Consider the following 20,760-nt stretch of genomic DNA (forward strand, 5'->3'; position numbering starts at 1 on the left):
AGGAAATTAACTCAGTGAAAAAATCCGTCCAACAACTTCATCATCAAACGTGACAATATTCACAATTAATTTATCGTCGATGGGTTCTGCATTTGCAATAGCCACCTGAAAATAGCGATAAGATGCGGTTTAAGGGGGGATACGGCGTCAAAGCACCGCTGATTCGATAGCAATGCTAGCAATGATAGCAAGAAAAAAAGGCGTGATAAGTAACAATGATTTAACAGAATATAAAAATACCACTCATCACATAATCAGAATAAAAAACCAATAAAATTAAAAAAACCAAAACAACAGACAAAGAGAGGCGTTTCTCCTCGCAGCAGAAAAATCGCGTAAAATTTCAGCGAAAAATTAACCTTATTTTACTACCGGAATAAAACGACCGATTACCTCAGCCCCGCCCGTTTAGGTTGAGTGCTGCAGCACGATATGAACGTTAAAGCCAGAAGCAGCTCCTAAAGTTCATATTGTCGCTCTTCCGGAGAATCCCTTATGTTCATCGCCCTCTACCGCTTCTCAGTCAAACCCGGACACGAACAAGCCTTTCGCCAGGCTTGGCTTGAATTAACCCAAGGCATTTATCTGCAGCGCGGCAGCCTCGGCTCCCGCCTGCACCGTGATATGGGCGGGCAGTTTATTGGCTACGCGCAGTGGCCAAGCCGCGCTGCATGGGAAAGCGCCGGTGATATTCAGTTGGATGAGCGCTATCGTCACGCCCGGGAACGAATGCGCGCGACGTTATTGGCGGATGAAACGTTATTTGAAATGGCAGTGACGGACGATTACCTGCAAATCAGACCGTTTGGCTGAGCACAAGCCCACGCAAGCGGGCTTGTGGTTGCGGGGGAGCGGCATCAATGATGCAGCATCTCGTCCACGACTTCTTTAGTCTGCAGCTGGAAGGGATAATAGGTCGGCCAGTTGTCCATCTCTTTCAGCAACGCCTCCTGCGACGTATTACCCATAAAGATATGGAAATGCGCCGATTTGCGCGGGCCGATAATGTGATCGCTGAACTGCACGAATTTCGGCGCCAGGCTGCCGGCATCCTGGCATTCGAACAGATAACGCACGCCCTTTTTACCAGAGACATACGTCAGGATCTTATGCCCGGCGTACTTATACTGACAGGCGCTGGATTGGTCGCCGCGATGAAACTCCATGACGCCGTTCTCAATGCCGATGGTATCCACATCGGTGGCGTACCCTTTGCGGTAATAGGCCTTCACTTCTTCGAAGGTCTTGCTCTTATCCTGCTCCGCCTTCTTCTTGAACACCGGATCGAGATCCCCATTGAGCAGATAAGGATACACGGATTGCCACACGCCCTCCCAATCCGCCAGGTCGCGATCTTTGACGTCTTTATCGTCGAATATGCCCGCTTCCGCCTTTTTTTCCACTTCCGTCAGCGGCTTGCCATGTGAATGATGCCCGTGGGCAAGCGCCTGCCCACCGATAAACAACGCTGCCAGCGCCACCGCCAGTTTGCCAAAATGCCTCGCCAAAAGATGCTCCTTGTCCGTCATTGAGAAAATGAAAAGTTACAATATAACATAACAATTTTCAATCCCTATCGCGCAGCAGCAATGTATTGCGCCCCCCAGCCGCAGGGTTATACTCGAAGAGGAAGCGCGGCGCTGCGCCGCCTTCTGCCGGGACGGACGCGGCGCCGGCGGGCGCTGGATTGACTGCCGTTCGCTCCCCTGCGTACCGACATTTTTATTTCACTGATTTGCAACGGTTAATTATGACTTGAACTATGCTTGTTACAGGGCCTGCCGTTTGAGCAAGACCCGTGAATAATGAGGGTGCGCTGATGACTACTTCAACACATGAAAAGGTTAAGGATGATAAACGTCTGAGCGATGGACCGGACTGGACGTTCGAGCTGCTGCAGGTGTATTTGGAGCAGATCGACCGCGTCGCCAAGCATTACCGGCTCGACACCTACCCCCATCAGATCGAGGTGATCACCTCCGAGCAGATGATGGACGCTTATTCGAGCGTCGGCATGCCGATCAACTATACCCATTGGTCCTTCGGCAAGAAGTTCATCGAAACCGAACAGCGCTACAAACAGGGCCAGCAAGGGCTGGCCTATGAAATCGTCATCAACTCCAATCCCTGCATCGCCTACCTGATGGAGGAGAACACCATCACCATGCAGGCGCTGGTGATGGCGCACGCCTGCTATGGCCACAACTCGTTCTTCAAGAATAACTATCTGTTCCGCAGCTGGACCGACGCCAGCTCCATCGTCGATTATCTGCTGTTCGCCCGCCACTACATCAGCCAATGCGAAGAGCGCTACGGCGTCGATGAAGTGGAGCGGTTGCTGGACTCCTGCCACGCGCTGATGAACTACGGCGTCGACAGATACAAACGCCCGCAGAAAATCTCCCTGGTAGAAGAGAAAGCGCGCCAGAAAAGCCGCGAAGAGTATCTGCAAAGCCAGGTGAACACACTGTGGAAGACCCTGCCGCGCGTCGAACGCGAAGAGTCGCCGGAGCAGGCGCGCCGGTATCCGAGCGAGCCGCAGGAAAATATCCTCTATTTCATCGAGAAGAATGCGCCGCTGTTGGAACCCTGGCAGCGTGAGGTGCTGCGCATCGTGCGCAAGGTCAGCCAGTATTTTTACCCGCAAAAGCAGACTCAGGTGATGAACGAGGGCTGGGCCACTTTCTGGCACTACACCATCCTCAACCATCTGTACGACGAGGGTCGGGTGACCGAGCGGTTTATGCTGGAGTTTTTGCACAGCCACACCAACGTGGTGTATCAGCCGCCGTATAACAGCCCGTACTATAACGGCATCAACCCATATGCGCTGGGCTTCGCCATGTTCCAGGACATCAAGCGCATTTGCCAGTCGCCAACCGAAGAAGACCGCTACTGGTTCCCGGACATCGCCGGCAAAGACTGGCTGGACACCTTGCACTTCGCCATGCGCGACTTCAAGGACGAGAGCTTTATCAGTCAGTTCCTGTCGCCCAAAGTGATGCGCGATTTCCGGTTGTTCACCGTGCTGGACGACGATCGCAACAACTATCTGGAGATTGCCGCGATCCATAACGAAGCCGGTTACCGGGCGATCCGCCAGGAGCTGTCGGCGCAATACAACCTGAGCAACCATGAGCCGAACATTCAGATCTGGAACGTGGACCTGCGCGGCGACCGCTCGCTGACGTTGCGTTACATCCCGCAGGAACGCGCACCGCTGGATAAGAGCCGCCGCGACGTGTTGAAACACCTGCATCGCCTGTGGGGCTTCGACGTGATCCTCGAGCAGCAAAACGAAGATGGCAGCGTGGAGTTGCTCGATCGTTGCCCGCCGCGGCCAACGCCGCTGTAACCGCCACAACGACAAAGGGCGCCAAATGGCGCCCTTTCTTATTTCATGAATACGCGATTAGCGACGCGCTTCGGTCAGATCGCTCGGCATGGTGCCCTGCATGCTCTGCCAAATCGCCCCGCTGTCTTTACCGTAGTTGCGCACGGTATCCATCACCTGGTCGTACAGCTTCTCATGGCACAGCGTGGACAGCTTGCTGTAGAAGGTCAGCGCCAGTTTGCGCGCTTCCGGGTTGGAGAAGTAGTAACGGCCCACGCGGGTGTACAGCCCTTTCAGGCCGTTGAAAATCAGGCCGTAGATCGGGTTGCCGGAAGCGAACGCCAGGCCGCGGAAGATCTCGTAATCGAGCAGATTGAAAGCGTCCGCCTGATCTTCTACCTCGGCGGCCTTCGCCAGCACTTCCTGGGCCTGTTCCGGATGATTGCGCACCGCGGCGCGAATAAAGATCGACGCGATATTGGTGCGCACCGACAGCAGGTTGTCGATCAGCTGCGGGACGCTCTTGTGATCGAGACGGGCCACGGTCTCAAGGATATTGAGGCCGGACGTTTCCCAGAAATTGTTCACTTTGGTCGGTTTGCCATGCTGAATGGTCAACCAGCCATCGCGGGCCAGACGTTGCAACACTTCACGTAACGTGGTGCGCGTGACGCCAATCAACTCCGAAAGCTCACGCTCCGCGGGCAAAATAGAGCCAGGGGGGAAGCGATTATTCCAAATACTCTCAATAATGTACTCTTCCGCGAAACCGGCAGGACTCTGCGCCTTTATGACCATGTGTTTGACGTTCCGTTGCGACGATAAAATCAGTAAAAGTAATCAGCTCATCATACCAGATCGTGCTGACATGACATAGCGTGAGCGAAAAACAATAAACGAAAGTGTGCATAAAGTGGCAAAAAACGCGCAAAAACACCGGCCGGCAGAAATTTGCCGCCGTAAAACAAGCTCCGGTTGCGCCCGCCCCCGCCGCATTGTTAGGGTACGTGCTACGACTGATTTAAGGATGCATAAAGGACAATGGAAACAACCCTGCGCAGCGCCCTGCTCAAAAATTTTCTGGGGCAATCTCCCGACTGGTACAAACTGACTATTCTCATTTTCCTGGCGATCAACCCCTTGGTGTTCTTCTTCGCCAGCCCGTTTGTCGCGGGTTGGCTGCTGGTGGTCGAGTTCATCTTTACCCTGGCAATGGCATTGAAATGCTACCCGCTGCTGCCGGGCGGCCTGCTGGCGCTGGAGGCGGTGGCCATCGGCATGACCAGCCCGGCGCAGGTCTCGCAGGAAATCGAACATAACCTGGAAGTCTTGCTGCTGCTGGTCTTTATGGTGGCCGGCATCTACTTTATGAAGCAGCTGCTGCTGTTCGTGTTCACCAAGCTGCTGCTCAACATCCAGTCAAAAACGCTGCTCTCGCTGGCGTTCTGCCTGGCCGCCGCCTTCCTTTCCGCCTTCCTCGACGCGCTGACGGTCGTGGCGGTAGTGATTAGCGTGGCCACCGGTTTTTATTCCATCTATCACAACGTGACGTCGAATCGCCCCGATGGCGACATCGGCGATGACAGCGATTTCACCGGTGAAGAGCGCAAGCAAACGCTGGAACAATTTCGCGCCTTTCTACGCAGCCTGCTGATGCACGCCGGCGTCGGCACCGCGCTCGGCGGGGTCATGACCATGGTGGGCGAGCCGCAAAACCTGATCATCGCCAAAAGCGCGGGCTGGGGTTTTATCGATTTCTTCCTGCGTATGGCGCCGGTCACGCTGCCGGTGTTGGTGTGCGGCCTGCTGGTCTGTTGGCTGGTAGAGCGTTTTCGCCTGTTTGGCTATGGCGTGCAGTTGCCGCCGGCGGTGCGCGACGTGCTGAAAGAGTATGATCGCAAAGCCACCGCTGGCCGCAGCAGGCAAGAACGCCTCAAGCTGGTGATGCAGGCGCTGATCGGCGTTTGGCTGGTGCTGGCGCTGGCCTTCCATCTGGCGGAAGTTGGGCTGATCGGCCTGTCGGTGATCATCCTCGCCACTTCCCTGTGCGGCGTGAACGACGAACACGCCATCGGCAAAGCGTTCCAAGAAGCGCTGCCGTTCACCGCCCTGCTGACGGTGTTTTTCACCGTGGTCGCGGTGATCATCGAGCAGCACCTGTTCAGCCCGGTGATCCAGTTTGTGCTGCGCGCCGACCCCGCCTCTCAGCTTTCGCTGTTCTACCTGTTCAACGGCCTGCTGTCGTCGGTTTCCGACAACGTGTTCGTCGGCACGGTTTACATTAACGAGGCGCGCACGGCGCTGGAGACCGGCACCATCGCGCTGAAGCAGTTTGAGCTGCTGGCGGTTGCCATCAATACCGGCACCAACCTGCCTTCGGTCGCCACCCCTAACGGCCAGGCCGCGTTCCTGTTCCTGCTGACGTCGGCATTGGCGCCGCTGGTGCGTCTGTCGTATGGCCGCATGGTGTGGATGGCCCTGCCTTATACGGTGGTGCTGACGGTGGTCGGTCTGCTGTGCGTCCAGTTCACGCTGGAGCCGGCGACCGAGCTGCTGACGCAGTGGCATTGGCTGGCGCTGCCGCCCATCGACGCCGTCGGCCACTAAGGCGGCGCCGGCAGGGTGAACCGACTATTTTTACGCTGAATCCGGCCCAGGTGGCTGGCAGCGAGAAGGAATTGGTTTACACTGCCGGTTCAATTGCTTACTGCATGGAAGAATCTAGATATGTTGCAATTCTTTAACCGCTGTTCACAAGGACGCGGCGCCTGGCTGCTGATGGCCCTGACAGCGTTGGTGTTGGAACTGGTCGCGCTCTATTTCCAGCACGTTATGCTGCTGCAGCCCTGCGTCATGTGCATTTACGAGCGTTGCGCGCTGTTCGGCATCCTCGGCGCCTCGCTGGTGGGCGCCATCGCGCCGAAAACCCCACTGCGCTATGTGGCGATCTTGCTGTGGATCTACAGCGCCTGGGAAGGCGTACAGCTGGCGTGGAAGCACACCATGATCCAGTTGCACCCTTCGCCGTTCAATACCTGCGATTTCTTCGTCAGCTTCCCTTCGTGGCTGCCGCTGGACAAATGGCTGCCGGCGGTGTTCCACGCTTCCGGCGACTGCTCCGTGCGCCAATGGCAGTTCCTGACGCTGGAAATGCCACAGTGGCTGGTCGGCATCTTCGGCGCCTATCTGCTGGTGGCGCTGATTGTGCTGATCGCACAATTTGTTCGCCCACGTCGCCGCGACCTGTTCGGCCGCTGATCGGCAGACAAACAAAAAACGGCGCCGAAAGGCGCCGTTTTTTTAGGGTATTGCGGTCAAATTCAGAGATAACCCCATTTCAGGTATGTGTAAGGAAATAAACGAGCACAATCAGCGCTCCAGCCACGGCAAACAGACGGATCATTTTCATTGTTATACTCTCGAACATGCGGGAGAGCGGCCAAATTACCCAACTTATCGTTTAAAAAGAAGCATTCCGGCTCGGTTAAGCGCGTAATTTACATAACATTAAACTTCTGCGATGTTGGCGGGCAACTACGGGCGGCGCCAGCGCTTTCCTTTCGGCCTTAGGACAGCAATAAATTACCGTTACTTATGAACCACTGCGTCTTTGTCACATTCAGAGCACAATATTTTGGTGAAGTTTGCCCATAAAATCCTTATAGTATCGGCAAAGTGAGTATTACCGATTTCCCTGGTGTTGTTGTGTGTCTTGCCCCTCATCTTTGCAGGGGCTTTTTTCCTTCCTTCCCCTTTATCTCAAGGCCCGCTCACCGTTCGCGCACTAATGATTAAAATCATTCGCGATGCTTTCCTTATGCTAAATGACGTTGTGATTTTCACCCTTTCTTTCGGTGAGCCAGGCCCTGTCTCTGGCTGACTGCATAACGTCAATGACATCAAGGACACGATTCTATGCCGGATACCGCATTGCCCCCTGCATCTCAGCGCCCCCTCCTGCGCCGCCTGCTGCTTAAAGCCGGGAAAAGATTCCTGCGCTGGAACGGCGAATTTCAGACCCGTCATTCGCTAATCTCGACTACGCCGCAGATCGGTAATCATGAATTTAACTGGGTGGCCACGCTGGAAGCCCATTGGCCGGCAATTCGGGAGGAGTTGGATCGGCTGCTGGAGCATCCGGAAGATATTCCCGCGTTCCACCAAATATCGCCGGATCAGAAACGCATCTCTAAAGGGGATAACTGGAAAACCTTCGGGCTGTTTGTCTACGGGCAGCGGGTTGATGATAACTGCGCCATTTGCCCGCGCACCGCACAGGCGGTCAGCGAGATCCCCGGCATGCGCACCGCGATGTTTTCGATTCTTAAACCGCACTATCACATCGTGCCCCACAAGGGCCCGACCCGTGCCGTGGTGCGTGCGCACCTGGGGTTGATCGTGCCAAAGGATCGGGAAAAGCTGTGGATCCGCGTTGACGATCAGATCCTGCACTGGGATGAGGGCAAAGTGATTCTGTTTGATGATTCCTACGAGCACGAGGTCCGCAACGACACCGACGAGCTGCGTGCGGTGCTGTTTCTCGATATCGACCGGCCGATGGACAAGGTGGGTACGGCGGTGAATAAACTGCTGTTCAGTCTGATCAAAGCCAGCCCGTATGTGAAGCAGCCGCTGAAAAATCTGGCTAACTGGCATCGCCGCGATAAAAAAGCGTGAAGTGGCGGTTATGCCATAACCCCCACGCCCGTCGGTAGCGCGCCAGATAGCGCAGAGGGCGGAATGTCTGAATACGCCGCCCTCTTGCTGCCCAAGGGGTGACGTTACCTGGCCCAGTCCGGCTTGTTGAGGATATGATCCTGCCAGTCCACGACTTCGCTCTCGCGCACCGCGATATGCCGCACCGTGATGCGCTCGCCGTGCATCGCCGCCTTGGAGCCACTCAGCAGCGGGTGCCAAGGGAACAGCGGTTTGCCTTCACCGATCAGGCGATAGGCGCAGGTCGGCGGCAACCAATCGAAGGTCTTGAGGTTCTCGCGCGTCAGTTTGATGCAGTCCTCTTCCAGCTCGAAGCGCCGCTCATAGTTACGACATTGGCAGGATTTGATGTTGAGCTGGTTGCAGGCTACGTTGGTAAAATAAATCTCGTCGGTATCTTCGTCGATCAGCTTATTCAAACAGCATTGCCCGCACCCGTCGCACAGCGATTCCCACTCTTGTTCTGACATTTCCGCCAGCGTTTTCTGTTGCCAAAAAGCGAGTTGTGACATGTTAGCGTCCGGTTTCGGTAAATGGATAAGTCACCTGCGCACAGGTTCGAGGGGGGACTATATAGACATTTTAGCCACAAGATGCAAGCTTTGCCGCCGACGGCGCCGGCGGCAAGAGAGATCAGATCACGCGGGTGCTGAGCGTTTTGCCGTTCAGGCTGATTTTCAGCATGTCGCCGGAGGCCATCGGGCCCACGCCCTGCGGCGTGCCGGTCAGAATGATGTCGCCGGCGCGCAGCGTGAAGAAACGGCTCATGTAGCTGATAAGCGGCAGGATCGGCGTGATCATGTCGCGCGTATTGCCCTGCTGGCGCAGTTGATCGTTGACGGTCAGCGACAGCTCGGCATTTTGCGGATCGCCGAACTCCGCCACCGGGATAAACCCCGACATCGGGCAGGAACCGTCGAAGGCCTTGGCCTTTTCCCACGGCTGACCGGCTTTTTTAAAGCCCGCCTGCAGATCGCGCAGCGTCAGATCGAGCGCCACACCGTAGCCGGCGATCGCCCGCGCAACGCGGTCTTCGTTGGCCTGTTTCAACGGCGTGCCGATCAGTACCGCCAGCTCCACCTCATGATGCACCGCACCGAACTCTTTGGGGATGGCCACCGGCTGGCGAATATCGCACAGCGCCGTTTCCGGTTTGATGAACACCACCGGCTCGACGGAAACCGCGCTGCCCATTTCCTTGATGTGATCGGCGTAGTTACTGCCGACGCAGACCACCTTGTTCACCGGGAAATCGAGCAGCGAACCCTGCCAGTCTCTATGTTGATACATACCGCTTCTCCCAAACTGTAGAGGCTTGGCGCGCCAAGCCGATTATTGGTGTGCCGGATCAATGCCCGATCGCGTCCGCCATCATACCCACGGCGAGGGCGAAATAGTAAGAGCGATTCCAGTGCATGAGGGTGCGAAAATTATCATAGACCAGGAACGTCCGCCCCTGCAGATCATCCGGCGCGATGATCCAACCGCGCTGAACGGCATGCGGCAAGGCACTGCCATCCGCACGACGCACCCCGCGTTGTTGCCAGGCGTTGACGCTGCGCGCCTGCGCGTCTTTCAACCCCAGCTCGGCCCGATTGAAACCGGCGGGCAATTTGACCTCGCGCCCCCAGCCGATGCCGGCCTGCCAGCCTTCTTTGGACAAATAACTGGCCGTAGACGCGAAGACATCATCAATGTTGTTCCAGATATCGATGCGCCCGTCACCGTCGCCGTCCGCCGCGTAGCGCAAGAAAGAGCTCGGCATAAACTGGCATTGCCCCATTGCGCCGGCCCAGGAGCCTTTCAGGGGCGTATCGCCGACGTGCCCCTGCTCGACTATCTGCAACGCCGCCATCAGCTCCTGGCTGAAAAAGGCCTCGCGGCGCCCTTCAAACGCCAGCGTCGCCAGCGCGGACACCACGTCTTCCCGCCCCTGAATCTTACCGTAGGCGCTTTCCATGCCCCACAGCGCGATGATATAGCGCCCCGGCACCCGATAGCGCTCGCTGGCGCGCGTCCATTGCGCCTGGCGCTGCCGGTACAGTTCGCGCCCCTGGCGCACCTTGGCGGGCGACATTACACGCCGCAGGTAGTCATCCAGGGTGACCTTCTGCTCCGGCTGATTGCGATCGGCCTTGATCACCCGATCGACGAAATGTATTTGCGCAAAAGCACGGTCAAGGGTGCTCTGGCTGATGCCCTGCTCCCGCGCCTGGCGCTTGAGTTGCTCGACATACGCCGGAAACTGCGCCGGATCCCGGCCGCTCGCCGCCAGTGTCACCTCCTGTGCCGCCTGCGGCGCGCCCGGTATCAGCACACCGCCCAGCGCCAGCCAGGCGGCCAATACGGTTCTTCTCGCCGAACGTGTCATCGCGCCTCCCCTGGCCGTGGCCGCCGTCTCAGGCCTTGTCGCCCGCCAGATGCTGATTGAGCAGGTTTTCTACCGGCGGCGGGAACTGCAGGTAATAGCCTTCGTCTTTCAACGCCTGCTTCACCTTTTCGATATCCGCCGAGGCCAATTTCTTGCGCTCATCGAGCGAAAGCATCATGGCGAATTGCGGCACGCCGAAACTTTTCATCAGCTCTTCCGGCACACGAGAGAAATCGTCTTTTTTTTCGACATAAAGATAAGTTTGATCGCGTTTCGGGCTTCTATAGATCACACAAAGCATTTTTTTAACTCTATTTAATTGAGGGAGCGTCTTGCCTGGATATAACTCTGACTATAACATGCTTATAGTACATCGGAATATCGCACCCCGAGTGGTATTCCGGGGATTTAAAGTTGCTGAGACTGAGTCAGGATAGATGTCACAATCGCCAATTGAGCTAAAAGGCAGCAGTTTTACCCTATCGGTTGTTCATTTGCATAATTCGCAGCCTGAGGTAATACGTCAGGCGTTACAGGAAAAAGTTGAGCAAGCGCCCGCTTTTCTGAAAAACGCCCCTGTTGTTATCAACGTCGCAACGCTGGATGGCGATGCGAACTGGAAAGAACTTCAACAGGCTGTCGCGGCAGCAGGTCTGCGCGTTGTGGGTATCAGCGGTTGCAGAGATGAACGTCAAAAGCGCGCGATAGCCCGTGCCGGGCTGCCGCTGCTGAGCGAAGGCAAAGGCCAGAAGATGGCGGCGCCGGAGCCTGTGCCTGCGCCCGTGGTGGCGGATAACGCCCCCGCCAAAACGCGTATCATCAGCACGCCTGTCCGTTCCGGCCAACAGATTTACGCCCGCAACTGCGATCTTATCGTGACCAACAGCGTCAGCGCCGGCGCCGAATTGATTGCCGACGGCAACATTCATGTCTACGGCATGATGCGCGGTCGCGCACTGGCAGGCGCGTCAGGCGACACGCAATGTCAGATTTTTTGCACCCACCTGGCGGCTGAGCTAGTCTCTATCGCAGGGCAGTACTGGTTGAGCGACCAAATCCCGTCCGATTACGTCGGGCAGGCCGTACGACTCAGCCTGCTGGATAACGCTTTAACCATACAACCTTTAAACTAAGCCCTTTTGACAAGGAATCCATTTCATGGCACGCATTATTGTTGTTACATCGGGTAAAGGGGGCGTTGGCAAGACCACTTCGAGCGCGGCCATCGCTACCGGCCTGGCCCAGAAAGGCAAGAAAACCGTCGTGATCGATTTCGATATCGGCCTGCGTAATCTTGACCTGATCATGGGCTGCGAACGTCGGGTAGTGTATGATTTCGTGAACGTGATTCAGGGCGATGCCACGCTGAATCAGGCGTTGATCAAAGACAAACGCACTGAAAACCTCTATATCCTGCCTGCTTCGCAGACGCGCGACAAAGACGCGTTGACCCGCGAAGGCGTTGAAAAAGTTCTCAACGATCTCGGCGAGATGGATTTTGACTTCGTGGTGTGCGATTCACCGGCCGGTATCGAAACCGGTGCGCTGATGGCGCTGTACTTCGCCGACGAAGCTATCATCACCACCAACCCGGAAGTGTCTTCGGTACGCGACTCCGACCGTATCCTGGGCATCCTCTCTTCCAAGTCACGCCGCGCCGAGAAAGGCGAATCGCCAATCAAGGAACACCTGCTGCTGACCCGTTACAACCCGGGCCGCGTCAGCCGTGGCGACATGCTGAGCATGGAAGACGTGCTGGAAATCCTGCGCATTCCACTGGTGGGTGTGATTCCGGAAGACCAGTCCGTGCTGCGCGCTTCCAACCAGGGTGAGCCTGTCATTCTGGATGCCGAGTCAGACGCCGGTAAGGCGTACGACGATACCGTTTGCCGCTTGTTGGGGGAAGAACGCCCATTCCGCTTCATTGAAGAAGAGAAGAAGGGTTTCCTGAAACGCCTTTTTGGGGGATAAACCATGGCCTTATTAGACTTCTTTCTGTCCCGCAAAAAACAGACAGCCAATATAGCCAAGGAACGGCTGCAGATTATCGTCGCAGAGCGTCGTCGCGGGGACAGTGAGCCCCCGTATCTGCCTGATCTGAAACGCGATATTCTGGCGGTTATTTGCAAATACATTCAGATCGATCCTGAAATGCTGCACGTGCAATTCGAGCAGAAAGGGGACGATATTTCGGTACTTGAACTTAACGTGACATTACCGGAATCGGAAGAAGCAGCTAAATGATTGCGACGCATTAATTACCCCCTGTATATTTTATGCAGGGGGTAACTGTATGTGCATCCAGTTATTAAGCTTTATCGGCAGCAAAAAAGTGATTTTTCCCTTTGGGACAATTCCCAATTAACTTTGCCGCCGCCTCGTTTAAAGTAAATTCTGGCCAGATTTACCTTCAACGCATTATTTCCTGCCTATATTCACCCGAGCAGAGTTTCCCTACCCTGCCCTGGTGATAATCAGCGATTAATAATCTTTCAGGATGTCCTGCAGCGGTGCCATTAATAGATCGCCGCGCCAGCCGCTGATTAATTCAGGGCGACTTTCGACGTCCTTCAGTTTCCAATGCCAGTTCAGCAATTGGTTAATTTGGCGACGGGATGCCAGCAGTTCGCTGCTCAACCCGCTTTGCTCGCTGACGGCAGCGATCGCCGCCTTGATGTCTTTGAACACCTTCTTGTAGCCCGGCTGATCGATAAGGTTAGCCAACGGCGCCGGCAACTCGGATTCTTCCAGCGCTTCGGCTTCCGCCACCAGCGCCAGCAGCGTTTTACCGTGATAACGGATCTCCGGCCCGCTCAGGCCCAGCGAATCCAGTTCTCCCAGCGAAGACGGCATATAGCGCGCCACCTGCCACAGGTTTTCCTCACGCACCACGAAGTTCACCGCCAGATCGCGCTCGCGCGCCTGGCGCAGCCGCCATTCCGCCAGCTTCTGCAGACAACCGAGCTGACGCGGGCGCAGCTGCCAGGCGTTGCTGATTTCGCGGTAGGCCAATGCTGGTGCCAGCGTCTCGCTACGGCGCTGGCACAGCAGCAGACACTCGTTATTGGCCGCCGCGGTCCAACCGGCCTCTTCCGTCTCCTGCACCAGCTGTTTGGCCATCGGCAGCAGATAGAACACGTCGGCAGCCGCGTACACACACTGCCTTTCAGTCAGCGGACGCGCCAGCCAGTCGGTGCGCGACTCGCTCTTGTCCAGTTCAACCTTCATGTACTCCGCCACCAGCGTCGCGAAGCCACAGGAGAGCGGCCGGCCGGTAAAGGCCGCCAGGATCTGGGTATCGACCATCGGCGTCGGCAGCGTTTTAAAGGCGTTGAGAAACACTTCGAGATCTTCACTGCCGGCATGCAGGAATTTCACCACGGCGGTGTCGGCCAGCAGCTCGACAAACGGCTGCCATTGCTTGATCGGCAGAGGATCGATGAGGGAGAGTTGTTCACCGTCGTAGAGCTGGATCAGGCCCAGCTGCGGATAGTAGGTGCGCGTTCTGACAAACTCGGTGTCCAGCGCAATCTGGGCATGCTTTCTCGCCTGCTCGCAGACCTGCTGCAATCCGGCATCGGTAGTGATCAACTGATAATTCAAAACATCATTCTCTTGTAGGATTCAAACACAACAACGCCGGCATTCACCGGCGTTGTTGATAGTCAGGCGCGAGAGCGACACCTAGGCGGCATCGGCCGGCTTCGGTGTTTTTTGCTCATCACGCAGTTCTCGCCGCAAAATCTTGCCGACGTTCGACTTCGGCAGCTCATCGCGGAACTCAACAATTTTAGGCACTTTATACCCGGTCAGGTGGCGACGGCAATGGGTCAACAGCTCTTCCTTGGTCAGCGAAGCGTCTTTCTTCACCACGCAGATCTTCACCGTTTCGCCGGAGACTTCGCTGGGCACGCCGATCGCCGCACATTCCAGCACCTTCGGATGCTGGCTGACCACGTCCTCGATTTCGTTCGGGTAAACGTTGAAACCGGAGACCAGGATCATGTCTTTCTTACGATCGACGATGCGCACAAATCCTTGTTCGTCTACGGTCACCACATCACCGGTCGCCAGCCAGCCGTCTTTCAGCACTTCATCGGTGGCTTCCGGGCGCTGCCAATAGCCTAACATAACTTGCGGCCCTTTGACCCACAGTTCGCCGGGTTCACCCGGCGGCACATCGTGACCGTTGTCGTCCACCAGCCGAATGTCCGTCGACGGCACCGGCAAACCGATACTGCCGCTGTAGTGTTTCAGATCGTAGGGGTTACCGGCCACCAGCGGCGCGCACTCCGTCAGGCCATAGCCTTCCAGCAGGTGTTTGCCGGTGGTTTTCTCCCACTTCTCGGCCACCGCTTTTTGCACCGACATGCCGCCGCCGACCGAGAAACGCAGCGTAGAGAAATCGAGCTTGTGGAAATCTTCGTTGTTCAGCAACGCGTTGAACAAGGTATTGACCCCGCTCATGGCGGTGAACGGATATTTGCCGAGTTCTTTCACCAGCCCCGGAATATCGCGCGGGTTGGTGATCAGCAAATTGCGCCCGCCCAGGTCGATAAACAGCAGGCAGTTCACCGTCAGCGCGAAAATATGGTAGAGCGGCAACGCCGTCACCACCAGTTCCTGCCCTTCACGGAACAGCGGCGAATAGGCGGCTTTGGCCTGCTCGAGGTTGGCCTGCATGTTGCGGTGCGTCAGCATCGCGCCCTTTGCCACCCCGGTGGTGCCACCGGTGTATTGCAGGAAGGCCAGATCGGCATTAATGATGTCCGGTTTCACATATTGCAGACGCCGGCCGCGCTGCAGCGCGCTGCGGAATGAAATGGCGTCCGGCAGGTTGTATTTCGGTACCAGGCGCTTAACGTACTTGACCACGAAGTTGACCAGCGTGCCTTTGGCGGCCGAAAGCTGATCGCCCATGCGCGTCAGGATCACGTGTTTGACCTGGGTGTTGAACACCACTTTTTCCAGCGTATGGGCAAAGTTGGAGACGATGACGATGGCGCTGGCACCGCTGTCGTTCAACTGGTGCTCCAGCTCGCGCGGGGTATACAGCGGGTTGACGTTGACCACCACCATGCCGGCGCGCAGAATGCCGAACAGCGCGATGGGGTATTGCAACAGGTTTGGCATCATCAGCGCGACGCGGTCGCCCTTCTTCAGGCCCAGTTCATTTTGCAGGTAAGCCGCGAAAGCGCGGCTGCGTTCTTCCAGTTTGCGGAAGGTCATCACCTCACCCATGTTGATAAAGGCGGGCTGATCGGCATAGCGCTGCACGGCATGCTCAAACATTTCGATCAACGACGAATAGCGATCGGCATCAATCTCTGCGGGCACATCTGCCGGATACCGTTTTAACCAGACCTTATCCAAGGTATTACTCCTGAAATCATTACTAATTATCATCGCAGCCCTCAAACTCGCAGCCTAACCATAACAATATTTTAACTCAGCAGACCAGTTCGGGTTTTAAACATTATTCAGGTTGCGATGTACGTCACTAATTGTCGGATATTCCTTATCCCAAAAAACAAAAAGGCGGCCTGAGCCGCCCTGTCAAATTTGTTCACATCAAGCGTATGCTACTCGGTTACGATGGTTTGCACCTGTGCCGGGCCAGGGTTGTACCAGCCATAGCCTGCCCCCCAACCGGGTCCCCACGGGCCACCACGCCAGCCCCAGGGGCCCATCGGCGCCGGCGGCATCACCACCTGCTGCACCAGATGCCAGCGTTTGAAACCGCTCACGTTCATCGTCACGAAGCGATACGGCGTCATGCCGATCCGCCCCTCTTTCAGCCCGGTAATAGGGCCGACGACGGTCACCAACTGGCCTTTGAAATCAACCGGTTCGAGGAAGCCGTTTACCGTGGCCAGCAAGCGGCCGCGCGACGGTTCGCCCAGTATCGGCCGCGCACCGCTGTCGAGCGGCACCGCCGCAATCTCCAGCACCGTGCGCCCTTGCTCGTTGGCGACGTTGACCACGGTGCCGCCGAAGCGGGCTTCCGCGCCGGTAAACAGGTTCGGTGCATTTTGTACCGAGGAAAGCTGAGTCACCGGCGAGGGGCTGGAGCCTTTGATCGCATCCGGTACGGTGACGCACCCGGTAAGAACCAGCGCGCCGCAGGCGACGGCCAGCAGCGACAGCTTTTTACTTGCAGTGCGGATTAACATGGTCGCAATCTCCTGAAATGCCTGTAACTTTGACCGCGTTTCATCGTTCAAGTTGCAGGCTTTCGTCGCCCGGCATCAACAACAGCACAATACGCCGCGATTACTCGCGGCCCGGCAGTTTTTTCCAGGTCACTTCATTGCGCAGATAGGTGGGCTCGGCGTTTTCCACCGCCACCGCCAACCCCTGTTGCCAGGCGTATAGCGCCAGCGGCAGCATGTCTTGCGCCTGCGGCAACAGCATTTGGCCGTCGCGTACGCTCAGGGTTGAACCGTTGACCAGGTCGGGATAGGTTTGCCAGCCGGTGCCGACGTAGGCCCATTCGCCCTGCAGGCGCTGCGCACGCTCCAGCGCCTGCGCCGGCGACAGCACGGCCTCGCCTTCGCTTTCCAACCAGCTGCCGTCCACCTGGCGTTCGAACTGCCCCCAGTAGACTTCCCCCATACGCGCATCGATCGCCGCCAGCACGCGCTCCGCGCCGCTGACGCGCCAGGCGCCCTGCGCCATGGTTTGCAGCGTAGAAACGCCAATCATCGGCAGATCGGCACCCAGCGCCAGGCCCTGAGCGATGCCGATGCCGATGCGCACCCCGGTAAAGCTGCCGGGGCCGCGACCGAAGGCCAGCGCATCGAGCTGGTTGAGTGCCAGACCGGATTCCGCCAGCACCTGCTGCACCATAGGTAAAATTCGTTGCGTATGCTCGCGTGGGCACAGCTCAAACAAGGCGTGGATTTCGCCTTGATTCCAGACGGCGACGGAACAGGCTTCCGTCGCGGTATCGATCGCTAAAATTCGCGTGGACATGCCAACCTCTGGCGGGAATAAAACTGGGTTTTTCATACAGGGCGCGCATTGTAGCACAGCCCCGTAAGCCCTTCATCTTTCACGTGGCCGACGCATCGGCGGCCTGCAGGAAGGCGATGGCCTGCTTCAGATCGCGGGTGCGCGGCGTGGGCGGCAGGCTGTTGAGAAACACCTCGCCATAAGGCCGCATTACCAGACGGTTATCGCAAATCACCAGCACGCCGCGGTCGTCGGTGTCGCGGATCAAGCGGCCGACGCCCTGTTTCAGGGTGATGACCGCATCCGGCAACTGCACGTCATTGAACGGGTCACCGCCGCGCAGGCGGCAATCTTCAATGCGCGCCTTCAGCAGCGGATCGTCCGGTGAAGTAAACGGCAGTTTATCGATGATGACGCAGGACAGCGCATCGCCGCGCACGTCCACCCCCTCCCAGAAGCTGCTGGTCGCCACCAGCAGCGCGTTACCGGCGGCGACGAACTGCGCCAGCAGCTGCCCTTTGCTGGTTTCCCCTTGCAACAGCACCGGCAGCGTCATGGTGGCGCGGAACTCTTCCGCCAACTCGCGCATCATCTGGTGCGAGGTGCATAAGAAGAAGCAGCGGCCGTTGTTGGCTTCGATTAATGGCCGCAGCATGCGCGCCAGCTGGCGGGCCCCGCCGGGCTGATTCGGCGAAGGCAAAAAGCGCGGCACGCACAGCAACGCCTGTTTGGCATAGTCGAACGGGCTCGGCAACAGCAGCGTTTTGGCCTTGGTCAGCCCAAGCCGCTCGGTGAAATGACCCAGCTGGTCGTTGACCGACAGCGTGGCCGAGGTAAAGATCCAACTGCCCGGCTTGTCGTCCAGCATTTCGCGGAACCGATCGGCCACCGTCAGCGGCGTCAGCGCCAGCACGAAGTGGCGCGAGTTGCATTCATACCAATAGCTGTAGCCCGGCTCCGTCACCGCCTTCAGCCGCTTGAGCCGCGCGCGGTACAGCGTGGCGCGTTCAAAGGCGGCGTCCAGCAGCGCCGAACGCCCCAGCGATAGCTTCATCACGTCATAACACAGCTCCAGCGCATCATCGAGCAGCAACAGGGCGCGCTGCACGTTGGGTTCGCCGAGCACGTCGCGCAGATTGCCGCGAAAACCCGGCTCGCCCAGATTCAGACGAAAATCTTGCGTGCTCAGGCTGAGACGGTCGGCGCTTTTTTGCAGTTGAGCGGCGTCGCGTACCTCGGTGCGGTAGGCGATGGTGATGTCCTTCGCCAGATCCAACAGTTGGCGGCTGGTGAGCTGCTGGCCGAAATACTGGCTGGCGATGTCGGGGATTTGGTGCGCCTCGTCGAAAATCATCACCTCGGCTTCCGGGATCAGCTCGGCGAAACCGCCCTCTTTCACCACCATATCCGCCAGGAACAGGTGATGGTTCACCACCACCACATCCGCATCCATCGCGCGGCGACGCGCCTTGACCACGAAGCAATCCTGATACAGCGGGCAGTCGCTGCCCAGGCAGTTGTCATTGGTGCTGGTCACCAATGGCCAGACGAAGCTGTCTTCCGCCACTTCGCTGCAGGTGCTGATGTCGCCCTCTTTGGTCTGCGACGACCACTTGCGCAGCTGCACCAGATCGATCAGCGTCTGCCCCGCCAGTTCGCCGCCGGCCATCGACTGCTGCTCCAGCCGTTCCAGACACAGGTAGTTGGAGCGCCCCTTCAGCAGCGCCAGCTTGCCTTTGTACTTCAACGCCTTGGCGACGGTAGGCAGATCGCGCGCATACAGCTGATCCTGCAACGCTTTCGAACCGGTCGAGATGATCACTTTACGATCGGCGCGCAGCGCCGGCGCCAAATAAGCGAAGGTCTTGCCGGTACCGGTGCCGGCTTCGACCACCAGCTCCTGCTTGAAATTGATCGCCTCGGTAACGGCTTGCGCCATCTGCCGCTGCGGCTCACGCGGTTTGAATCCCTTGATAGCCTGCGCCAAGGCGCCGTCTGTTGCAAAATCGTCTGTCACGCTGTCTCTCTGCCGGTGTCATTCAGCGGTGATTATGCCAAGCCTGCCGCCCGGCTACCACCCACTTTATCGCCGCGCATTTTCATGACCGGCTGTGCTACCCTTAGCACGACTATGATATGGAGATAAGCAAATGAATATCGAAAGAATTGATCCCGATCAGCGCTGGTCCGAGGCCGTAGTGCACAACGAGACCGTTTACTACACCAGCGTGCCGGAAAACCTGGACGACGACGCGACCGCGCAGACCGCCAACGCCCTCGCCGCCATCGACGTGCTGCTGGCGCGCGTCGGTTCGGATAAAAGCCGTATTCTGGATGCCACCATCTTCCTGGCCAACACCGCCGACTTCGCCGCGATGAACGCCGCCTGGGACGCCTGGGTGGTCGCCGGCAGCGCGCCGGTGCGCTGCACGGTGCAGGCGCAGCTGATGAATCCGAAGTACAAGGTGGAAATCAAAATCATCGCCGCGCTGTAAGCCTGAGCGCAGACGAAAAAAAACCGCAGACGGCTACGCCTGCGGTTTTTTTATTGCCGGCTATCAGGACAGTTTGAGGATCACCATCCCCGTCAGCAGCAGCGCCAGGCCAATCCAGCCTTTGGCGTTCAGCCGCTGGCCGAACATGATCCAGCCTGCGGCGATGGTGGCGGCGATACCGAAACCGCCCCACAGCGCATAAGCGATCGACAGATCGATGCCCTTCACCGCCTGCGCCAGGGCGCTGAACGCACCGAGTACCGACAGCAGCGACAACAGCCCCAGCCAAATTTTACGGAAGCCGTCCGACATCTTCAGGAAGATGTTGGCGATGATTTCCAGCACGATCGCCAGTCCCAGGAACCCAATGTGGTACAACTCAAACTGTTGCATGGTTGTCACCTCGCGGGCTGACCTGTTTTCGCTCTTTGCGGGTGCCGGATTTCACCAGCATGATGCCGGCGATCAGCGTAGCCAGGCCCAGCACCTTCAGCGCCGAGATCGGCTCGTCGAACCACAGCACGCTGAACAGGGTAATGAACAGAATGCCGATGCCTTCCCACAGCGCATAGGCCACGCCCAGCGCCACGCGTTTTACCGCCACCGACAGCAACACATAAGACGCGGTGATCATCACGTACATCACGATGTGCCCGATCATGCCGCCATTGACGCTGGCGTATTTCATCGACAAGGTGCCGATGATTTCGGTCATGATGGCCAAACCTAAAAAGATCCAATAAATCATAATTTTTCTCCCAAACGGCGAATAACGCGCGCCAAGGCATATTTATCCCGATTTATCTCGTCGAACGGCCGTATTGCGGCGCGCAAGACGCAGAGATCCCTGGGGATAAACTGACCCAAACGCAAAAAGAATGTTTGCCCGG

The 20,760-nt window shown here is 57.4% G+C and carries 22 protein-coding genes; 9 read left to right on the top strand and 13 right to left on the bottom strand.

What is annotated here, in order from left to right; genetic code table 11:
• The first annotated feature begins 495 nt into the window (after positions 1 to 495).
• Positions 496 to 813 carry an antibiotic biosynthesis monooxygenase family protein gene (locus ACJ8QI_RS09790; protein WP_084827699.1) on the top strand — a complete coding sequence of 106 codons (318 nt, stop codon included), beginning with the start codon at positions 496 to 498 and terminating at the stop codon, positions 811 to 813.
• Between the two features lie 44 nt (positions 814 to 857).
• Here the strand turns inward: ACJ8QI_RS09790 and zinT are convergent, their stop codons facing one another.
• Positions 858 to 1,508 (bottom strand): metal-binding protein ZinT, encoded by a 651-nt coding sequence (gene zinT, locus ACJ8QI_RS09795; RefSeq protein WP_033634825.1) that lies wholly within the window; start codon positions 1,506 to 1,508, stop codon positions 858 to 860.
• A 311-nt stretch (positions 1,509 to 1,819) separates the two neighbouring features.
• On the opposite strand from zinT, the gene ACJ8QI_RS09800 reads away from it, so the two are divergent.
• Complete coding sequence (locus tag ACJ8QI_RS09800) at positions 1,820 to 3,355, top strand: SpoVR family protein (RefSeq protein WP_004932268.1); 1,536 nt, start codon at positions 1,820 to 1,822, stop codon at positions 3,353 to 3,355.
• 57 nt (positions 3,356 to 3,412) lie between these two features.
• On the opposite strand, the gene fadR is transcribed toward ACJ8QI_RS09800, so the two are convergent.
• Positions 3,413 to 4,132 carry a fatty acid metabolism transcriptional regulator FadR gene (gene fadR / locus ACJ8QI_RS09805; protein ID WP_025303107.1) on the bottom strand — a complete coding sequence of 240 codons (720 nt, stop codon included), beginning with the start codon at positions 4,130 to 4,132 and terminating at the stop codon, positions 3,413 to 3,415.
• A gap of 243 nt (positions 4,133 to 4,375) precedes the next feature.
• Between fadR and nhaB the strand changes: the two genes are divergently transcribed.
• The 3 genes from nhaB (at position 4,376) to ACJ8QI_RS09820 (ending at position 8,011) form a co-directional block, all read left to right on the top strand.
• Entirely contained in the window at positions 4,376 to 5,941 is a 1,566-nt protein-coding gene (nhaB, locus tag ACJ8QI_RS09810) for a sodium/proton antiporter NhaB (protein WP_442532429.1), read from the top strand.
• Positions 5,942 to 6,061: 120 nt separating this feature from the next.
• Positions 6,062 to 6,592 carry a disulfide bond formation protein DsbB gene (gene dsbB / locus ACJ8QI_RS09815; RefSeq protein WP_033643335.1) on the top strand — a complete coding sequence of 177 codons (531 nt, stop codon included), beginning with the start codon at positions 6,062 to 6,064 and terminating at the stop codon, positions 6,590 to 6,592.
• Positions 6,593 to 7,249: 657 nt separating this feature from the next.
• Positions 7,250 to 8,011, top strand: a complete 762-nt coding sequence (locus ACJ8QI_RS09820; RefSeq protein ID WP_060423885.1) for an aspartyl/asparaginyl beta-hydroxylase domain-containing protein — start codon at positions 7,250 to 7,252, stop codon at positions 8,009 to 8,011.
• A 104-nt stretch (positions 8,012 to 8,115) separates the two neighbouring features.
• Here ACJ8QI_RS09820 and ACJ8QI_RS09825 read toward each other — a convergent pair whose 3' ends face one another.
• The 4 genes from ACJ8QI_RS09825 to ACJ8QI_RS09840 form a co-directional block, all read right to left on the bottom strand.
• Positions 8,116 to 8,562, bottom strand: coding sequence for a YcgN family cysteine cluster protein (locus ACJ8QI_RS09825; RefSeq protein ID WP_442532430.1), 447 nt, complete (start codon positions 8,560 to 8,562; stop codon positions 8,116 to 8,118).
• Between the two features lie 121 nt (positions 8,563 to 8,683).
• Complete coding sequence (locus tag ACJ8QI_RS09830; protein WP_004932286.1) at positions 8,684 to 9,340, bottom strand: fumarylacetoacetate hydrolase family protein; 657 nt, start codon at positions 9,338 to 9,340, stop codon at positions 8,684 to 8,686.
• Between the two features lie 58 nt (positions 9,341 to 9,398).
• Entirely contained in the window at positions 9,399 to 10,421 is a 1,023-nt protein-coding gene (locus ACJ8QI_RS09835) for a lytic murein transglycosylase (RefSeq protein ID WP_149571103.1), read from the bottom strand.
• A 28-nt stretch (positions 10,422 to 10,449) separates the two neighbouring features.
• On the bottom strand, positions 10,450 to 10,722 hold the full coding sequence (locus tag ACJ8QI_RS09840; RefSeq protein ID WP_004932294.1) for a YcgL domain-containing protein: 273 nt from the start codon (positions 10,720 to 10,722) through the stop codon (positions 10,450 to 10,452).
• A 136-nt stretch (positions 10,723 to 10,858) separates the two neighbouring features.
• On the opposite strand from ACJ8QI_RS09840, the gene minC reads away from it, so the two are divergent.
• Genes minC through minE form a run of 3 tightly spaced genes read left to right on the top strand, consistent with a single transcriptional unit; the run spans position 10,859 to position 12,665 of the window.
• Complete coding sequence (gene minC, locus ACJ8QI_RS09845) at positions 10,859 to 11,554, top strand: septum site-determining protein MinC (protein ID WP_084827697.1); 696 nt, start codon at positions 10,859 to 10,861, stop codon at positions 11,552 to 11,554.
• A 25-nt stretch (positions 11,555 to 11,579) separates the two neighbouring features.
• Positions 11,580 to 12,392 (top strand): septum site-determining protein MinD, encoded by an 813-nt coding sequence (gene minD / locus ACJ8QI_RS09850; RefSeq protein ID WP_004932300.1) that lies wholly within the window; start codon positions 11,580 to 11,582, stop codon positions 12,390 to 12,392.
• Positions 12,393 to 12,395: 3 nt separating this feature from the next.
• Positions 12,396 to 12,665: a cell division topological specificity factor MinE gene (gene minE, locus ACJ8QI_RS09855; protein ID WP_004932303.1), complete on the top strand. Its 270-nt coding sequence runs from the start codon at positions 12,396 to 12,398 to the stop codon at positions 12,663 to 12,665.
• A gap of 237 nt (positions 12,666 to 12,902) precedes the next feature.
• Here minE and rnd read toward each other — a convergent pair whose 3' ends face one another.
• From rnd to ACJ8QI_RS09880, 5 genes are all read right to left on the bottom strand, one after another.
• Positions 12,903 to 14,024: a ribonuclease D gene (rnd, locus tag ACJ8QI_RS09860; protein ID WP_187322488.1), complete on the bottom strand. Its 1,122-nt coding sequence runs from the start codon at positions 14,022 to 14,024 to the stop codon at positions 12,903 to 12,905.
• An 81-nt stretch (positions 14,025 to 14,105) separates the two neighbouring features.
• Positions 14,106 to 15,794, bottom strand: coding sequence for a long-chain-fatty-acid--CoA ligase FadD (gene fadD / locus ACJ8QI_RS09865; RefSeq protein WP_060439783.1), 1,689 nt, complete (start codon positions 15,792 to 15,794; stop codon positions 14,106 to 14,108).
• A 209-nt stretch (positions 15,795 to 16,003) separates the two neighbouring features.
• Complete coding sequence (locus ACJ8QI_RS09870) at positions 16,004 to 16,594, bottom strand: Slp family lipoprotein (RefSeq protein WP_442532431.1); 591 nt, start codon at positions 16,592 to 16,594, stop codon at positions 16,004 to 16,006.
• A gap of 100 nt (positions 16,595 to 16,694) precedes the next feature.
• Positions 16,695 to 17,396 (bottom strand): tRNA (adenosine(37)-N6)-threonylcarbamoyltransferase complex dimerization subunit type 1 TsaB, encoded by a 702-nt coding sequence (gene tsaB, locus ACJ8QI_RS09875; protein WP_187322489.1) that lies wholly within the window; start codon positions 17,394 to 17,396, stop codon positions 16,695 to 16,697.
• Between the two features lie 79 nt (positions 17,397 to 17,475).
• Positions 17,476 to 19,392: an ATP-dependent DNA helicase gene (locus tag ACJ8QI_RS09880; RefSeq protein WP_038877150.1), complete on the bottom strand. Its 1,917-nt coding sequence runs from the start codon at positions 19,390 to 19,392 to the stop codon at positions 17,476 to 17,478.
• 133 nt (positions 19,393 to 19,525) lie between these two features.
• On the opposite strand from ACJ8QI_RS09880, the gene ACJ8QI_RS09885 reads away from it, so the two are divergent.
• A complete protein-coding gene (locus tag ACJ8QI_RS09885; protein ID WP_015378124.1) occupies positions 19,526 to 19,870 on the top strand; it encodes a RidA family protein in 345 nt (114 codons plus the stop codon).
• 63 nt (positions 19,871 to 19,933) lie between these two features.
• Here ACJ8QI_RS09885 and mdtI read toward each other — a convergent pair whose 3' ends face one another.
• Together mdtI and mdtJ are read right to left on the bottom strand one after the other, a co-directional pair.
• On the bottom strand, positions 19,934 to 20,263 hold the full coding sequence (mdtI, locus tag ACJ8QI_RS09890) for a multidrug/spermidine efflux SMR transporter subunit MdtI (protein ID WP_016927446.1): 330 nt from the start codon (positions 20,261 to 20,263) through the stop codon (positions 19,934 to 19,936).
• Entirely contained in the window at positions 20,250 to 20,618 is a 369-nt protein-coding gene (gene mdtJ, locus ACJ8QI_RS09895) for a multidrug/spermidine efflux SMR transporter subunit MdtJ (RefSeq protein ID WP_004932327.1), read from the bottom strand. The genes mdtI and mdtJ overlap by 14 nt, the downstream gene beginning before the upstream one ends.
• Positions 20,619 to 20,760 lie beyond the last annotated feature (142 nt).

This window comes from Serratia sp. CY84636, from assembly GCF_052166245.1.
GTDB classification, from domain to species: Bacteria; Pseudomonadota; Gammaproteobacteria; order Enterobacterales; family Enterobacteriaceae; genus Serratia; species Serratia nevei.

Excerpts from the sequence above, each read along its gene's own strand:
- ACJ8QI_RS09790 (WP_084827699.1), top strand. The coding sequence starts at position 496 with ATGTTCATCGCCCTCTACCGCTTCTCAGTCAAACCCGGACACGAACAA.
- ACJ8QI_RS09800 (WP_004932268.1), top strand. The coding sequence starts at position 1,820 with ATGACTACTTCAACACATGAAAAGGTTAAGGATGATAAACGTCTGAGC.
- fadR (WP_025303107.1), bottom strand. The coding sequence starts at position 4,132 with ATGGTCATAAAGGCGCAGAGTCCTGCCGGTTTCGCGGAAGAGTACATT.
- nhaB (WP_442532429.1), top strand. The coding sequence starts at position 4,376 with ATGGAAACAACCCTGCGCAGCGCCCTGCTCAAAAATTTTCTGGGGCAA.
- dsbB (WP_033643335.1), top strand. The coding sequence starts at position 6,062 with ATGTTGCAATTCTTTAACCGCTGTTCACAAGGACGCGGCGCCTGGCTG.
- ACJ8QI_RS09820 (WP_060423885.1), top strand. The coding sequence starts at position 7,250 with ATGCCGGATACCGCATTGCCCCCTGCATCTCAGCGCCCCCTCCTGCGC.
- ACJ8QI_RS09825 (WP_442532430.1), bottom strand. The coding sequence starts at position 8,562 with ATGTCACAACTCGCTTTTTGGCAACAGAAAACGCTGGCGGAAATGTCA.
- ACJ8QI_RS09830 (WP_004932286.1), bottom strand. The coding sequence starts at position 9,340 with ATGTATCAACATAGAGACTGGCAGGGTTCGCTGCTCGATTTCCCGGTG.
- ACJ8QI_RS09835 (WP_149571103.1), bottom strand. The coding sequence starts at position 10,421 with ATGACACGTTCGGCGAGAAGAACCGTATTGGCCGCCTGGCTGGCGCTG.
- ACJ8QI_RS09840 (WP_004932294.1), bottom strand. The coding sequence starts at position 10,722 with ATGCTTTGTGTGATCTATAGAAGCCCGAAACGCGATCAAACTTATCTT.
- minC (WP_084827697.1), top strand. The coding sequence starts at position 10,859 with ATGTCACAATCGCCAATTGAGCTAAAAGGCAGCAGTTTTACCCTATCG.
- minD (WP_004932300.1), top strand. The coding sequence starts at position 11,580 with ATGGCACGCATTATTGTTGTTACATCGGGTAAAGGGGGCGTTGGCAAG.
- minE (WP_004932303.1), top strand. The coding sequence starts at position 12,396 with ATGGCCTTATTAGACTTCTTTCTGTCCCGCAAAAAACAGACAGCCAAT.
- ACJ8QI_RS09870 (WP_442532431.1), bottom strand. The coding sequence starts at position 16,594 with ATGTTAATCCGCACTGCAAGTAAAAAGCTGTCGCTGCTGGCCGTCGCC.
- tsaB (WP_187322489.1), bottom strand. The coding sequence starts at position 17,396 with ATGTCCACGCGAATTTTAGCGATCGATACCGCGACGGAAGCCTGTTCC.
- ACJ8QI_RS09885 (WP_015378124.1), top strand. The coding sequence starts at position 19,526 with ATGAATATCGAAAGAATTGATCCCGATCAGCGCTGGTCCGAGGCCGTA.
- mdtI (WP_016927446.1), bottom strand. The coding sequence starts at position 20,263 with ATGCAACAGTTTGAGTTGTACCACATTGGGTTCCTGGGACTGGCGATC.
- mdtJ (WP_004932327.1), bottom strand. The coding sequence starts at position 20,618 with ATGATTTATTGGATCTTTTTAGGTTTGGCCATCATGACCGAAATCATC.